This is a genomic window from Geobacillus thermodenitrificans subsp. thermodenitrificans DSM 465, from assembly GCF_000496575.1.
GTDB lineage: Bacteria > Bacillota > Bacilli > Bacillales > Anoxybacillaceae > Geobacillus > Geobacillus thermodenitrificans.
In genome coordinates this window covers 157091-172629 of the sequence record NZ_AYKT01000007.1, presented here as the reverse complement: position 1 = coordinate 172629, position 15539 = coordinate 157091, and the positions used below count along the sequence as shown (strand labels likewise).

17 protein-coding genes are annotated in these 15539 nt (G+C 52.2%); 1 reads left to right on the top strand and 16 read right to left on the bottom strand.

Features of this window, described 5'->3' with window-relative positions:
- Window positions 1-21: 21 nt before the first annotated feature.
- The 6 genes from fabZ to spoIIID all read right to left on the bottom strand — a co-directional run bounded on the left by fabZ (window position 22) and on the right by spoIIID (window position 4196).
- On the bottom strand, window positions 22-459 hold the full coding sequence (gene fabZ / locus DSM465_RS0108915) for a 3-hydroxyacyl-ACP dehydratase FabZ (RefSeq protein ID WP_011888374.1): 438 nt from the start codon (window positions 457-459) through the stop codon (window positions 22-24).
- Window positions 460-520: 61 nt separating this feature from the next.
- Window positions 521-880, bottom strand: coding sequence for a DNA-directed RNA polymerase subunit beta (locus tag DSM465_RS0108910; protein WP_011888375.1), 360 nt, complete (start codon window positions 878-880; stop codon window positions 521-523).
- A gap of 12 nt (window positions 881-892) precedes the next feature.
- The gene (locus tag DSM465_RS0108905) at window positions 893-1714 is read right to left on the bottom strand and encodes a flagellar hook-basal body protein (RefSeq protein WP_029761133.1); all 822 of its coding nucleotides are present in this window, start codon (window positions 1712-1714) and stop codon (window positions 893-895) included.
- Between the two features lie 18 nt (window positions 1715-1732).
- Window positions 1733-2563, bottom strand: a complete 831-nt coding sequence (locus DSM465_RS0108900) for a flagellar hook-basal body protein (RefSeq protein ID WP_029761128.1) — start codon at window positions 2561-2563, stop codon at window positions 1733-1735.
- A gap of 262 nt (window positions 2564-2825) precedes the next feature.
- A complete protein-coding gene (mreB, locus tag DSM465_RS0108895) occupies window positions 2826-3827 on the bottom strand; it encodes a rod shape-determining protein (protein WP_008880664.1) in 1002 nt (333 codons plus the stop codon).
- A gap of 105 nt (window positions 3828-3932) precedes the next feature.
- Window positions 3933-4196 carry a sporulation transcriptional regulator SpoIIID gene (spoIIID, locus tag DSM465_RS0108890; protein ID WP_008880665.1) on the bottom strand — a complete coding sequence of 88 codons (264 nt, stop codon included), beginning with the start codon at window positions 4194-4196 and terminating at the stop codon, window positions 3933-3935.
- A 307-nt stretch (window positions 4197-4503) separates the two neighbouring features.
- Between spoIIID and DSM465_RS0108885 the strand changes: the two genes are divergently transcribed.
- A complete protein-coding gene (locus tag DSM465_RS0108885; protein WP_011888378.1) occupies window positions 4504-5013 on the top strand; it encodes a BsuPI-related putative proteinase inhibitor in 510 nt (169 codons plus the stop codon).
- A gap of 376 nt (window positions 5014-5389) precedes the next feature.
- Here the strand turns inward: DSM465_RS0108885 and DSM465_RS0108880 are convergent, their stop codons facing one another.
- The 10 genes from DSM465_RS0108880 to DSM465_RS0108835 all read right to left on the bottom strand — a co-directional run bounded on the left by DSM465_RS0108880 (window position 5390) and on the right by DSM465_RS0108835 (window position 15448).
- On the bottom strand, window positions 5390-5923 hold the full coding sequence (locus DSM465_RS0108880; protein WP_011888379.1) for a chromate transporter: 534 nt from the start codon (window positions 5921-5923) through the stop codon (window positions 5390-5392).
- Window positions 5920-6501 carry a chromate transporter gene (locus DSM465_RS0108875; RefSeq protein ID WP_011888380.1) on the bottom strand — a complete coding sequence of 194 codons (582 nt, stop codon included), beginning with the start codon at window positions 6499-6501 and terminating at the stop codon, window positions 5920-5922. The genes DSM465_RS0108880 and DSM465_RS0108875 overlap by 4 nt, the downstream gene beginning before the upstream one ends.
- Window positions 6502-6526: 25 nt before the next feature.
- Window positions 6527-8131, bottom strand: a complete 1605-nt coding sequence (locus DSM465_RS0108870) for a gamma-glutamyltransferase family protein (protein ID WP_011888381.1) — start codon at window positions 8129-8131, stop codon at window positions 6527-6529.
- Window positions 8132-8143: 12 nt separating this feature from the next.
- Window positions 8144-9121, bottom strand: coding sequence for an ABC transporter ATP-binding protein (locus DSM465_RS0108865; RefSeq protein ID WP_011888382.1), 978 nt, complete (start codon window positions 9119-9121; stop codon window positions 8144-8146).
- The gene (locus DSM465_RS0108860) at window positions 9093-10097 is read right to left on the bottom strand and encodes an ABC transporter ATP-binding protein (RefSeq protein WP_011888383.1); all 1005 of its coding nucleotides are present in this window, start codon (window positions 10095-10097) and stop codon (window positions 9093-9095) included. The genes DSM465_RS0108865 and DSM465_RS0108860 overlap by 29 nt, the downstream gene beginning before the upstream one ends.
- Before the next feature lie 8 nt (window positions 10098-10105).
- Complete coding sequence (locus DSM465_RS0108855) at window positions 10106-11665, bottom strand: glutathione ABC transporter substrate-binding protein (RefSeq protein WP_011888384.1); 1560 nt, start codon at window positions 11663-11665, stop codon at window positions 10106-10108.
- Window positions 11666-11689: 24 nt separating this feature from the next.
- Entirely contained in the window at window positions 11690-12595 is a 906-nt protein-coding gene (locus DSM465_RS0108850; protein ID WP_011888385.1) for an ABC transporter permease, read from the bottom strand.
- 25 nt (window positions 12596-12620) lie between these two features.
- Window positions 12621-13562: a nickel ABC transporter permease gene (nikB, locus tag DSM465_RS0108845; RefSeq protein WP_029761127.1), complete on the bottom strand. Its 942-nt coding sequence runs from the start codon at window positions 13560-13562 to the stop codon at window positions 12621-12623.
- Between the two features lie 234 nt (window positions 13563-13796).
- Window positions 13797-14246: an Lrp/AsnC family transcriptional regulator gene (locus DSM465_RS0108840; RefSeq protein ID WP_011888387.1), complete on the bottom strand. Its 450-nt coding sequence runs from the start codon at window positions 14244-14246 to the stop codon at window positions 13797-13799.
- 308 nt (window positions 14247-14554) lie between these two features.
- A complete protein-coding gene (locus tag DSM465_RS0108835; protein ID WP_008880676.1) occupies window positions 14555-15448 on the bottom strand; it encodes a M23 family metallopeptidase in 894 nt (297 codons plus the stop codon).
- Window positions 15449-15539 lie beyond the last annotated feature (91 nt).

The following is a 15539-nucleotide window of genomic DNA, read 5'->3' as shown; positions in this document are numbered from 1 at the left end:
CCTTTACGGGGCGCGTGTTGGTTAGTTGGCTGGTTTATCGCCTAGGGCGAACATGAGCTCCGTTTCGCAGACAAGTTCGCCGTTGACGGTGGCGACGCCTTTGCCTTTACCGATGGAGCCACGAGCGCGGAGAATTTCGACTTCGAGGCGGAGTTGGTCGCCTGGTTGGACTTGCTTTTTAAAGCGGCAGTTGTCGATGCCGGCGAAAAAGGCGAGGCGACCGCGGTTTTCCTCACTTTGCAGGAGGACGACAGCGCCGACTTGGGCGAGCGCCTCGACGATGAGAACACCGGGCATCACCGGGTATTCCGGGAAATGGCCGGCGAAAAACGATTCGTTGGCGCTCACGTTTTTGATGCCGACCGCGCGTTTGCCTTCTTCGATTTCAAGAATGCGGTCGACAAGCAAAAACGGATAACGGTGCGGGATGATCGCTTGAATTTGTTGGATGTCGAGCATAGCGACACTCCTTTCCATTAGAGTCAAGAATGTTGATGTTCTGCGGCAAGCCGCTCAGTTTCTATGTTCCTTTTTCCACAACGTCAAGGATGTGTTGCCACGTTGACAGGCGGAACACGTCGAGCCATTCTCCATCGCCAAGGGCGCTGTAGCCGACGACCGCTCCCGTCGCGAGGCAAATGGCCATGAGAACGATGACGATCACGAGCCGAAGCCAGATCGAAATGAGCCGCGCGCGCACGAAGCGGCGTTTTCCCTCTGTCGGTTCGGCTTCGGATGGCGGTTCGTTCACTTCCGTTGGCTGTTCTTCATGCAAGGAAGCGGCTGCGTCGTCGAGTGCGCGTTTGGCGGAACGTTGTTGTTCTCGCTCCTTTCGCCGCGCGACGCGGGAGAGCGGTTCGTTTTTCGTTTCATTGCTCATGTCGATCTCTCCTTATGAGGAGCGCAAATTGTTAATGAGCCCGAGCATTTGTTCAGAAATGGAAATGGCGCGGGCGTTCAGCTGATAGGCGCGAGTTGTCGCCATCAAACCGATCAGTTCTTCACCAAGGTCCACATTGGACTGTTCGAGCGCCCCTTGTTTCATCGCGATTTGGCTGCGCAAGTTGCCGTTCAGCTCCTGAGTGGCACCTGGGGCAGTGGGAAGCGTGAAGACATTGTCCCCCAATGCTTCAAGGAGCTGCGGGCGGCGGATGACAGTGACGCCTAGGTTGACGCGGGCGACAACCGCGCCGTTAGCATCGGTGGCCGTCAACGTCCCGGTCGGGGACAGTTGAAAGCCGGTCGCATGAGCCGGCAGCTCGATGGGCGCGTTCGTTTCATCAAGCACTGGGCGACCATCGCTTGTCACAAGAGCAAGACGATCGCCTATGGGCGTCAATGAAAAGTTGCCAGCGCGAGTGTAACCGATCGTTGCGACGCCGTTGCCATCGGTGACTCGAACGCGAAACCATTGGTTGGCAGCGGTGAAAGCGAAATCGAGTGCACGACCAGTCTCGGTGAGCGGCCCTTGAGCGGTGACAAGCATCGTCGAAGCAAGGCCCGCCCCGTTGCTGTAGCGCACGCCAGCTGGTGTTTGGCGGGGCGCTTCGTCATCCGGCAGGCGGTCGACTTGCTGGGTCAACAGCTCAGCAAAACTCGCTTCGCGCCGTTTAAATCCGGTGGTGTTGCTGTTGACGATGTTATGGCTTAGTGTATCGAGCCGCTGTTGCAACGCGTTCATCGTGTTGGCGGCGGTGTGCATCGAGCGGAGCATGAGCTTGTCCCCCTTTTATCATTTCAAGCGGCCGACTTCATTGACGGCCTTGTCTAAACTGCGGTCGTACGCTTGGATGATTTTTTGGTTCGCTTCAAAGGCGCGATAGGCGGCGAGCAAGTCGGTCATCGTCCGTTCGATGTCGACGTTGGATCGCTCGATGAAGCCCTGTTTGACCATATACGTCACATTGCCTGGCGCCTGCGGCAATGGACCGTCAGTGCTGCGGAATAAGCCGTTCCCTTCCTTCACTACCGTTTTCGGATTGGCGGCGAATACGACGCCTAAGCGGGCGATCGTTCTGTTTTCCGCCGTAATCGTCCCGTCATCGCGAACGGTGAACGATTCGCTCGGGATAGCGATGCGTTCGCCGTTGCCATCCAACACATACCAGCCGTCTTGCGTCGTTAAGTAGTCGTCCGGGCTCAGTGTGAAATGACCGTTTCTCGTGTAGCGAGTCTCCCCTTGGTCGTTTTCGACAGCAAAAAAGAGCGTACCGCGCTCCCCAGTTGTCGGGTCGACCGGGACTTGTCCATCCACTAAGGCGACATCGGTGGAGAGCCCTGTTTCTTTGATATCCCCTTGTCGAAAGTTCGGGATGAGCTCTTGTGTATATACGCCTGTGTTGAGCAGCCCGATCGCGGTTTGCGTGGGGACGGCGCGCGGTGGGGCGGATGGAATCGACTCGTCCTCGAGCCGGTTCATCAACAGTTCCGGAAATGCTCTCATCGCTCCTGCGTCGGCTTTATACCCTGGCGTTTCGGCGTTTGCCAGATTGTTTGTGAGCCAATCGACCCGCCGTTGTTGCGCCAGCATGCCGCTCGCAGCTGTATACAGTCCCCTCAACATGACGATCACCTCGCTTGTCCCATCGTTGGCCATTGCCATAGAATCATGACCTGTCATGATGAACGATCCACCTTCATTCAGGCGATCGCATTTCCATTCCTCTCCGTGCTTAAAGGCACGATTTTTTCCAAAAACCGCTGCTGGCTCGAGGCAGCGGCGGTTTCTGTCTCTTCCTACATTATAGGCGGGCAGAAGCGGCCACCGCATCCCCCGCCTTTCCTTTTTTCACATAGACTTTTCGGTCGCCGCTGGCGGCAAACGGTCAAACGAACTGTGTTTTCGGCGCGCGGTCGATGTTCTCAAGCATCAGTCCGGTGCCAATGGCGACGCAGTCCATCGGATTTTCAGCGATAAACACCGGCAGCTTCAGCTCTTCGGCCAACAGCAGATCGATGCCATGAAGCAGCGCGCCGCCGCCCGTTAAAATGACACCACGGTCGATGATATCCGCCGACAGTTCTGGCGGTGTGCGCTCAAGCACACTCTTGGCGGCTTGTACAATTAAAGACACCGGCTCGCGAAGCGCCCGTTCGATTTCTTCTGAACGAACGGTGATCGTGCGCGGCAACCCGGTGACGAGATCGCGGCCGCGGACGTCGATTTCTTCGGTCCGTGCGCCTGGGAATACCGTTGCGACTTTGATTTTAATTTCCTCGGCCGTTCGTTCCCCGATGAGCAGCTTATATTCGCGCTTAATGTAATTTAAAATCTCCATGTCGAACTTGTCCCCGGCCATCTTAATGGAAGAGGCGGTGACAATGTCCCCCATCGAGAGAACCGCGACATCGGTGGTGCCACCGCCAATATCGACGACCATGTTTCCGCACGGCTGGAAAATGTCCATTCCAGCGCCAATGGCTGCGACTTTTGGCTCTTCCTCTAAGTACACTTTTTTGCCGCCGCTTTTTTCCGCTGCCTCTTTGATCGCTTTTCGTTCCACAGATGTCGTGTTCGTCGGGCAACAAATCAAAATGCGCGGCTTGGCGAAAAAGCCTTTTAGGTCGAGCTTGCTTAAAAAGTGCTTCAGCATCGCTTCTGTAATATCAAAATCGGCAATGACGCCGTCTTTGAGCGGCCGAATGGCAACAATATTCCCAGGGGTACGTCCGACCATTCGTCGTGCTTCTTCGCCGACTGCCAGCACTTTGTTCGTGTTTTTATCGATCGCCACGACGGACGGCTCATTGAGCACAATGCCTTTGCCTTTGACGAAAATAAGGACGTTCGCCGTGCCTAGGTCAATGCCTATATCTCGTGAAAACATTACATTGCTCCTCCTTGCCTCTGCCCTGAAATCATTCCTAATTGGTTATTTTACCATATTTCATCGCCGGAATGATACTGTCAATGGCAGATGGCAAGGAAAATGTTAATTGTTTTTTACCGCTTGCTTTTTGTACTTTTTCTTCGTCGCTTCGCCGCCGCGCAAATGGCGGATCGATTTATGGTAATCGAGAATTTGTTTTACTTCTTGGGCCAGCTCCGGATTGATTTCCGGCAGCCGCTCAGTCAAGTCTTTATGCACAGTGCTTTTCGACACGCCAAACTCTTTCGCGATCACGCGAACGGTTTTCCTCGTCTCCACGATATACTTGCCAATCTTGATCGTACGCTCTTTGATGTAATCGTGCACACCACTCGCCCTCCCTAAGTTGGATGTGAGAAGTGAGAAGTGTGAAATGAGACTCGTCTTGCCAAAGATGAGCGCCGCTTTCGTTGGATGTCTCGGAAGCGTCTTCGTCGCGTCGCTTGCCAGTTGTGAACGATCCCCACCTCAACCACTCTCATTGCTGTTCAATTTGTAACATTTTATTAGACAAATCGGGCATATATACCAGAAATATCAAGGCGGACAACGGTTTTTTCACAATTTTTTGCGGTTTGTAACGAGAGAGAAAGGGGAAACGACTATAATATAAAGAGACAAAAGGAGGGGCAATATGGGCAAAGGAAAAGTGATCGGCATTGCCGCAGTGCTAGCCGGGGTGGCGGCGGCAAGCGCGTTGTTTATGTATACAAACGACCAAGAGCACTCGCAGGCTAAGGATGATCTGCTTGGCCCTGCGCCGGCGGGCAAACCGGCTCAAGCAGGCGGAAAAGGAATCAGCGCCGGAACGTTGGCGCCATCATTGACGTATCAAAAAGAAAACGGCGCCTACGTGTTTACATTTACGGTCCAAAACCAAACCGAACGCACGCAAACGGTGACGTTCACCAGCTCGAAAAAATATGACTACATTTTGTATCGCGATGGGGAAAAGGTGAAGCAGTTTAGCGAAGGGAAGATGTTTGCGCAAATTTACGAAGAGCGGACGGTCAAGCAAGGCGAAGAGCTGTCCTTTCAGGAGACGTTCCGTGACTTAGCGCCAGGGACGTACACGCTTGAATGGTGGCTCGCCGACAAAAACTGGCCGAACGCTCGGGCGAAAGTGACGTTTACCGTGGAATAGACAACGTGCCATGGATGAATCGGCACGTTTTTTCTTTGCGTCGACACACAGCAGCCGTCCGATGGCACATGCTCAGTCGTTTTTCGTCTTTTTGAAAGCTAGTGATTGAACCGACCATGAATCTCCATCATATAAGCAACAGGGCAACCTTCTTCTCATGCTCAATGATGTCGTTAGACGCTATGTTGTATCCTTCTTGAGATCATCCTTGTCATCATACGGCTTCTCAAACTGAAAAACCATGTGAACGCGATGTCTCTCTTGATTCAAGGGAGATCGATGGAAGGAAATATGGCTGTTTTTCAGAGATGTCCCTGCTAAACAACAAAGAGGCTTCGCACACATGAAGCCTCTTTTCGTTATGGCGGTTCATGCTCTAGGACAAGAAGACAGCTCCGTACACAAGCGCCAAGGCGATGACGTACGCCGGGTGGACGCGCCATTTACCAAACAGCAAAAAGGCGCTGGCAGCGGCGAGAAACACCGTTTGGCCGAGTCCGGCCTCTTCGTACGATTCGCGGAAAAAGTCGATCGCCATGATCCCAAGCATGACGGCAATCGCCGGACGGATGTAGGCGGTAAGCCGCTTCACTTGCGGAGCGTCTTTCCATTTGTACAACAGCCGCAAGAGCGCCAGCAACAAAATGAGCGACGGGGCGACGCTCGCAAACACGGCGACGGCGGCGCCAAGGATACCGGCTTGTTCGTAGCCGATATAGCCGGCCATTTTCGTCGCGATCGGACCGGGCAGGGAGTTGCCAATCGCCAGCACTTCACTGAATTCATTGACCGTCATCCATTGGTAGCGGTCGACCACTTCGTGCTCAACGAGCGGAATCGAGGCCGGGCCACCGCCATAACCGAGAATGCCGGGCCAAAAAAAGGCGAGAAACAAATGCCAGTAAATCATGGCGACACCTTCCTTTCACCGCGGTCGTTTCCGTTCGCCGCTTCCGTTTTTCCCCGCCCGACAAACGCCGCTACAAGCAAAATGGCGACCACCAGCGCCGGATGAAGCCCGAGCCGCCACAAGGCGAGAAAGCAAGCGACAAGAAGCAAAGCCGCCGGCCAGATGCCGAGGGCGGCGCGCGCTTGTTTGGCGAACTGCCACGTCATCTCGGCAAGCATGACAGCGACAACGGGGACAACCGCTTTGGTCATCCCGGCGACCCATGGCGTGTCTTTCAACGATGACAGCACTGCTAGCAGCACGATCATCAGCCCAATCGTCGGGGCGGTCGTCGCGACGACGGCGTTGATGAGTCCAAGCGCACCGCCAACTCGATAGCCGATATAGCCGGCAAGCTTCGTCGCGATCGGACCAGGCAAGGCGTTAGCGATGGCTAAAATCTCGGCGAATTCTTCATCTGTCATCCAGCGGTATTTTGTCACCACTTCGGCGCGCACGAGCGGGATCGAGGACGGACCGCCTCCGTACCCGAGCATGCCGACGCGAAAAAACGCGAGAAACAAATGCCATTGATTCATCGTTGTCATTCCTTTATCGCTAGTTTCACCAAGCGGCGACCGCTCCATCCGTGCGCGGCTCCGTCCCTGCGGCAAGCACGCCGGTATCAGGATCGCGCCAAATGATTTGCCCGCGGCCGAACGGGCCGCCGTCCAACGCGACGCAGATGTCGTGCCCTTTGCGGGCGAGCGCTTCAGCGATATGACGTGGGAAGTGCGGCTCAACGAGCACTGTTTTCCCTTCCATCCACTGCCAACGAGGCGCATCGAGCGCTGCTTGCGGATTCAAAGCAAAATCGACCGTGTTCATGATCACTTGCATATGTCCTTGTGGCTGCATAAACCCGCCCATGACACCAAACGGGCCGATCGGTTTGCCTCCCTTTGTTAAAAATCCGGGGATGATCGTATGGTACGGCTTTTTCCGCGGTGCGAGCCCATTTGGATGGTTCTCATCAAAGACAAAGTTATGACCGCGGTTGTGCAAGGCAATCCCCGTGCCCGGCACAACGAGGCCGGAACCGAAGCCCATATAGTTGCTTTGGATGAACGATACCATATTGCCCTCGCCGTCAGCGGCAGCCAAATAGACCGTCCCGCCTTTTGGCGGCGTCCCCGGCTCCGGCGTAAGCGCTTCGGTGCCGATTTGCGCCCGGCGCATCGCAGCAAACGATTCAGATAACAGCTCGTCTACGCGATAGTTCATATAGCGACGGTCGGCGATATATGCTTTCCCGTCGGCAAAGGCGAGCTTCATCGCCTCAATTTGTCGGTGGTATGTCTCTACATCCGGAACATTCGGTACGTCAAACCCGTTCATGATGTTTAACGCCATTAAGGCGACAAGTCCCTGGCCGTTCGGCGGGATTTCCCATACGTCGTAGCCGTGGTAAGAAACGGAAATCGGTTCGACCCATTCCGGTTCATACTCGGCAAGATCTTCAAGCGTCAAAAAGCCGTTGTATTGCTTCGAGAAGGCGACGATTTTTTCCGCCAACTCGCCGCGATAGAAGCTTTCCGCTTCGGTCTCCGCAATCGAACGAAGCGTCGCCGCATGATCGGGTGAAGCCCACACTTCACCGATGTTCGGGGCGCGACCGGCCGGCGCAAACGTCTCAAACCACGAACCGAACTCCGGCCCATGGAGCGCTTCTTTGTACACCCGGTAGGCGTTCGCCCAGTACTTTCCGAGCACAGGCGATACCGGATAGCCGTTTTCGGCATAAGCGATGGCCGGCGCGAGCGTTTCGGCAAGCGACAGACGTCCAAAGCGCTTCGACAGCGCCGCCCACGCCGCCGGCGCTCCCGGAACCGTCACCGGGGCGAACCCGTATTTCGGCATTTCCGTATAGCCGCGCTCTTTTAACACGTCGAGCGAAATGGCAGCTGGTGCATAGCCGCTGGCGTTTAACCCGTACAACTTCCCGTTCGTCCAGACGAGCGCGAACGCATCACCGCCGATGCCGTTGGACGTCGGCTCAACGACCGTCAGGCAAGCCGCGGTGGCAATCGCCGCATCGATGGCATTGCCGCCTTTTTTCAGCACTTCAAGCCCGGCCTGAGCAGCGAGCGGTTGCGATGTCGCGACAATACCGTTTTTGGCGAACACTGTCATCCGCTGTGATGGATATGGGTGGTATAAGTAGTCCATAGAAACTCCTCCTCACTTCACTTCATGACAAGCAACAAAATGACCTGGAGCCGCTTCTTTCCACTCCGGCCGTTCTTGTTTGCATCGTTCGGTCGCCACCGGGCAACGTGTATGAAACGGGCAGCCTTTCGGCGGATTGGCCGGATTCGGCAAGTCGCCTTCAAGGCGAATACGCTCCCGCTTGACGCCCGGCTTCAGCCTTGGAATGGCGGACAATAACGCTTTTGTATACGGATGCAGTGGATTAGTGTACAATTCCTGCGACGGCGCGAGTTCGACAGCATGACCTAAATACATGACGAGCACCCGGTTACAAAAATGGCGAACAACCCCTAAATCGTGGGAGATGAATAAATACGTCAACTCATGTTTTTCTTGAATGTCCTTTAATAGTTTAATGATTTGCGCTTGGACGGATACGTCCAACGCGGAAACGGCCTCATCGCAAATGACAAGCGATGGATTGAGAGCAATCGCCCGGGCGATGCCAATCCGTTGCCGTTGCCCGCCGCTGAATTCGTGCGGATAGCGGTCGTAATGTTCCGGACGAAGCCCGACTTCTTGAAGTAACTGCAGCACGCGCTCCTCGCGCTCGGCCTTTGTCATGTTCGTATGAATGACAAACACCTCCTCAAGCGCGTGGCCAATGCGTTGACGAGGGTTCAGCGAGGCGTATGGGTCTTGGAATACCATCTGCATCTCTTTTTTCCACCGTTTGCGCTGCCGTTCCGGCAAACGGCTAATTTCCTCGCCTCGAAAAAAGATTGATCCGTCCGTTGCTTCTTCTAAACCAAGAATCGTCCGACCGAGGGTCGATTTTCCACAGCCCGACTCGCCGACGATGCCGATACTCTCCCCGGCAAACACGTCAAGGGAAACATTCTCCACTGCTTTTACATAGCCTTGGACGCGCTGCAACAATCCTCCCTTGATCGGGTAATACTTTTTCACGTTTTCCAACTTAAGAAGTGGCTGCTTTGACTCGCTCATCGTTGTGAACCCCCTCTTCTAACCAACAGCGGACGGAATGACTGACGCTGATCGTTCTCTCCGGCGGCGATGCAGCCCGGCATTGATCGGTCGCAAACGGACAGCGTGGGTGAAACCGACAACCGTCAATTTGTTCGTTTAGACTCGGTAGCGTGCCTGGAATCGGTTCAAGCGAATACTCTTCGTCATCCACGCTTGGCACGGATTGCAGCAGCCCTTTTGTATACGGGTGGCGTGGATTGGCAAAAATGCTTTCGACATCGCCTTCTTCCACTTTCTCCCCAGCGTACATGACCATCACCCGGTCGGCCATTTCGGCGACAACCCCCATGTCATGGGTGATTAAAATAACGGCCATGTTCAATTTTTGTTTTAGATCGTTTATTAAGTCGAGAATTTGCGCCTGAATCGTCACGTCAAGAGCCGTTGTCGGCTCGTCGGCAATGAGCAAACTCGGATGGCAGGCGAGTGCCATAGCAATCATGACGCGTTGTCTCATTCCGCCGCTTAACTCATGCGGATATTGTTTCATCCGCTTTTCCGGAAACGGAATGCCGACTTGCTTGAGCAGCTCAATGCCCCGCTCGTGGGCCTCCTGTTTCGACAATTTTTGATGGAGCATGAGCGGTTCGCGAAGCTGATAACCGATCGTAAAGACCGGGTTAAGCGCCGTCATCGGCTCTTGAAAAATCATCGAAATTTCGTTTCCACGAATGCGACGCAACTCCTCTTTCGACAGTTTCGTTAAGTCGCGGCCAGCAAACTCAATCGACCCGCTCTCTACCGCACCGTTGCTCGGAAGCAAGCCCATGATCGACAGTGAGGTGATGCTTTTCCCACACCCTGATTCGCCGACAATGCAAAGTGTCTCCCCTTTGCGGACGGAAAACGAAACCCCCCGCACAGCAGAAAGTTTCCCTTCCGCTGTGCTGAAGGTCGTAACAAGGTTCTCGACACGCAGCAAGGTTTCAGTCATGCTATCCCCTACTCTCTATGAACGTGATAGAGTGACCATTGTCCTGTTGGATCGATCTCTAATCCTTTCACTGATTGATCAACGACCGCGGTGACAACGCCGTGATTCATTACGACAACAGCCGCGTCTTTCAACAAAAATTCGTTTGCTTCTTTTAATTTTTGTTTGCGCACTTCTGGATCAATCGCATTTCTCGATTCTTCAACAAGTTTGTCAAACGTCGGGTTGTTGTAGAATATACGGTTTGTTGCCCCTGCATTTTTGGAATGGAAGTTCGGGTAAAACAACTCGCTGCCGTCGGCAGTAAGGTTCGCCCAACTCAAGAATGTGATATCATATTTCCCTTGTCTCGCTGAATCTAAGAATGTCCCCCACTCCATCGACTCAATTTCAGTGTGAATACCAACTTCCTCCAACTGAGCTTGGACGATCTCCGCCATTTTCCTATGGGCAGCTGTATTAGCAACAAGCATTTTAACGGTTGTCCCTTTATAGCCCTGTTCTTCGATAAGCTGTTTTGCTTTTTGCGGATCGTAGCTGTAAGCGACGTTTTCTGACGACTCATCATAGCCGAACACTTTCGGGCCGATGACGCTATTTGATTTCACGCCGAGACCTTTCAACTGTTGGATGTATTCATCCTTGTTGATCGCATACGAAACGGCTTGGCGGAATGCAAGTTCATTCATCGGTTTCTTTTTCATATTAAAACCTAGATAGTAGACCGGTGTGCCTTCTTTTTTGATGAACTGAACATTTTTCATCGCTTCAATACGGGAAAGTTGTTCCGCCGGAATATTGTCGATAAACTGCACATCGCCAGTTTGCAACATTGAAATGGCAGTCGTCACTTCCGGAACGACTTTGAATGTGACTTTCTCTAATTTCGGCGCCCCTTGCCAATAGTCGTCGTTTTTCTCTAGCGTCACATGATCACCTGGCACCCATTCGACGAATTTAAACGGACCTGTACCAACTGGATATTTCATTAAATCTTGTTTTTGATCGGCCGTCGGGCTGATGATTGCAGCGTTCGAATGTGCTAAGGCAGATAACATCGGACCATAAGGATATTTCGTTGTGATCACAACAGTATAATCGTCTTTCACTTCCACCGATTCAACCGGTTCAAGCAATGAAGCACGCGGTGCTGCTGTTTTCGGATCTCTTAATTTATCAAACGTATATTTCACTGCTTCGGCGTTAAAATCGGTACCATCGTGGAACTTAATGCCTTGTTTCAATTTGATAACCCATGTTTTATCATTCGGATTTTCGTACGATTCCGCTAAATGAGGTTTGATTTCCATCGTTTTCGGATCGCGAACAAATAACGTTTCATACACTTGATCGATTACCTTCGATGATACGGAATCGTTCGTTAACGTTGGTGAAAGGCCAACCACATCAGACGTCGTCGCATATGTCAGCTCCTGAGCAACGTTTCCTTTCCCTTGTGAACCGGATGATGCGTGATTGGAAGCCGATTTGCCGCCGCATCCGGCCAATGCCGTAGAAACAGCGAGTACGAGAGCAGACAACAGGTAAGACCAATACTTCTTTTTCAATCGCTTTCCCTCCAAATGGTATGTTTATTGATTGATATCCATATTTGGGTCAAGCGCATCGCGTAGCCCGTCGCCAACGACGTTAAAAGCAAAGACGACAAGCATAATGGCGATACCAGGAACAATCGTCATGTGCGGCGATGTCCACATAAACGCCTGTCCGGCGGCGATCATCGCCCCCCACTCCGGCGTCGGCGGCTGGGCGCCTAACCCTAAATAGCTGAGCGAGGCAGTCGACAAAATGGCGGTTGCCATGCGCATCGTTGCAAAGACGATAATCGGCGCTAGGCAGTTCGGCAAAATATGCTTGATGATGATGCGGGCATTGCTGGCTCCGAGCGCTTTCATCGCCAAAATGTACTCGCGTTTTTTCACTGACAGGACACTGCCACGGACGATGCGGGCGCATGTCGGGATCGACCAAATGCTAATAGCGATCGCTACATTGATTAGACCTGTGCCTAAAATCGCGATGATGAGCATCGCAAGCAAAATCCCCGGAAACGCAAACAGTAAATCGACAATCCGCATGATCAGTCCATCAAGCTTTTTGTAATACCCCGCCAACAAACCGAGCGCCACCCCGCCGATCAGCCCTAAGCTGACAGAAACGATGCCAACCACGAGAGAAATGCGAGCACCATATACGATGCGGCTCCAAATGTCCCGCCCGTAGTTATCAGTCCCAAGCCAGTGGCCGTCAGAGAAAGCGGGGAGCTCGGCAGCTGCCAAGTTTTGCTTCACCGGGTCATGAGTAGCCAACCACGGTGCGAAGATGGCCATCAGCACTTGAATGGCGATAATGATAAGTCCTACGACCGCTAATCGGTTTTTCAGCAGCCGTTTGATCGTGGTGACATACATTTTTTCCTTTTTACGCCCAAGGCCGGCCGTCGTATGTCCTGTATTCACCGCTGCACCGGTTTCCATCGGTTTCCCCCTCTCTATCCTTGGTTTAATCGTAGCTGATGCGCGGATCAATAAACGTATAGATGATGTCAACAATCAAGTTGACTAACACAAACAATGTAGCGACAAGCAGGACGGAACCTTGCACCATCGGGAAATCCCTAGCAGCGATAGCTTGTACCATCAAGCGGCCGACGCCGTTAATGGCGAAAACTTGCTCAGTAATGATCGTTCCGCCCAGCAAAAAACCAAAGTTCAAGCCGATGACGGTAATGACCGGGATCATCGCATTGCGTAAGGCATGCACCCAAATAACTGTCCGCTCCCGCACCCCTTTCGCCCGTGCCGTCCGGATGAAGTCGGCCCGAATAACCTCAAGCATCGACGAACGGCTCATTCTCGCAATCATCGCTGCCGATCCGGTCCCAAGCGTAATGGCCGGCAGCACAAGTTGCTTCAATCCTTCTGCCGTGTAAAAAGGTGCATCCAATCCGCCGACTGGCAGCAGCTGCAAGTTGACAGCAAAAATTAAAATGAGCACAGTGCCTAGCCAAAAGTTTGGGATTGAAATGCCCGCCAAGGCAAAAATGGTGCTAGAAACGTCAAACCATGAATTTTGCCGGATGGCCGAAATAATGCCGGCAACCACGCCGATGATCACGGCGACAATAATGCTGGCGATAGCGAGTTTCAGCGTGTTCGGAAACCTCGTTGCGATCGCGTCCCACACCGGCTGTTTTGTCTGATATGAGTACCCAAGATCACCATGAAGCAGTCCGTTCATGTAACGGCCATACTGAACGAGAAACGGGTCATTGAGCCCTAAATCTTCGCGGATAGCGTCGATGTCTGCTTGCGACGCGGTCGGGCCGGCGATGATCGCTGCCGGATCTCCTGGAGCAATGTACATGCTCGTAAACACAAGAAACGAGATACCGATTAGCAGCAAAATCAGCTGAAAAAATCTTCTGACAACCACCCCTACCATCCTATTCACCCCTTTTCTGTTGTTTGTATAAAAGAGAATTTTATATACATTTGTTAAGCAAAATTGAATGATTATTTAACAAAGTTAATTTCTATTTCGTTTTTTATGATTATATAGGAATTTGAACCATTTTTCTACACAATTGTCTAAAAAAAATGAATTTTTTATTTAAATAAAAAAACACCCTTAAAAAGGTGTTTTTGTGACGCTTCGCCGTTCCGCTTCAGTCAATCTCTACAATTTCAACCCCGTCCGACTTTTGAAACGACGCAGCAAAATATGGCTTTCCACTCTCGTAATGCCTTCTAGTGCGTATAACTCGTTGTTGATGAATTTCTCGAGGGCGTTGAAGTCTTCGACAAGTACGTGCATATGCAGCGTGCTCGGACCGGTCATTTGATAGCAACTCGCCACATTCGGATTCTCCGCCAGCTTTTGCGCGACTTCGACTAAATACGCCGGTTCGCAGTCGACTTCGAAAAACGCTGACACTTGTTTGCCGAACTTCTCCGAATTAATGACAACAGTGAATTTTTCGATAATTCCACGTTTGACGAGCTGGTTCACCCGTTCGCGGACAGCAACACGGGAGAGATTCAGTTTTTTCCCAATATCGACATACGACATGCGGCCATCTTCAATCAACATTTCAAGAATTTTGCGGTCGATATCGTCTAGTTTCACGATAAAGTCACCCCGACTCACACCTGTTTTCTATCATTATATCGGTTCAAACGGCGCGTTGGAAACCACTTTCTTTTTTATCTCCCGCTTCTACCTATGCTTACACTTAGCGGTGGGAGACTCTTAGGAACACCCGCCTCAAGGCAGGCTGGCAATCCCCCCTTCCCCATCGGTTGGTAAAGGACTTACGTTCACGTGTGGAAGCGGAAGTCTTCTCCGGTTCGGGATGAGAAAACGGAAAAAGACCCGCTGTTCGTTTTGGCAAACAGACGGGCCTTTCTTTGTCGTTCGTTCCCTTCATGAAATCGTTACGCTCTTGCCATACCGATCGAAGCGTCTGGCATTTTGTTGGAAGATGTGTCATTATTTTGATCTTGTTTGTTGTCGTTTGGCGTCGTTGTGTCGTCGTCAGCCGGCGTTTGTTCTGATTCATTTGCCGGATTGTCTTGAGTCGGCGCTGTTTCGTCGCTTGGCGTCGTTTCTTTCTCCTCGCTTACGTTGGTGTTATTGGTTCCGGCGTTGTCCTCCGATTTGTCGGTCAATGCGGTCAACGGTTTGTCGACATAGTCGATCGGGTTCACCGGTTTTCCGTCTTTGCGAATTTCAAAGTGGACGTGGATGCCGGCTTCTTTGTTAAATTCGCTTTGCCCTGCCTTACCGATCACTTCGCCTTGTTTCACCGTATCGCCTGCTTCTACTTTCACATCAGCAAGCGATTGATAGACGGTCGTGACCCCTTGTTCATGGTTGATTTCCACCACGTAGCCTAAAATCGGGTCTTTTTCCGCTTTCGTCACCGTGCCGCTTAACGAAGCGGTGACGTCAAATGTTTTACCGTCTTGGCGCACAAGGTCGATGCCTTGGTTCGGATGGTACGTATGATCATAAAAGACGAGGGCTGCTTCCTGCTCTTGTTCTGATGCGTTTTCGTCATAGAACGGAGTTTTCACTTGTACTGCGTTCGGATCAACTACAGGCATTGCAATGTTTTCGACCGTTTCATTGACCGGAATGGCCGGGTCTTCTTGCTGGGCGGTTCCGTTTTTTGCTACGTTGTTTTCGTCTGTGCTCTCTTGCTTGCCCGCTTGGAACCAAAGTGCACCGGCGACAATCAATGCCGCGCAAGATAGATAAATAGCCGGAAATACCCAACGTTTGCGGAAGAAACGCTTCAGCGACGGTTGTCTTTGTTCCTCTCTCATGTTCATCACCTCAGCAACCATTTTGAACAGAAAGAGGAAAAGATATACACGCCGCAAACAATTTTTTGTTTATTTTTTGACATTCGGCCTC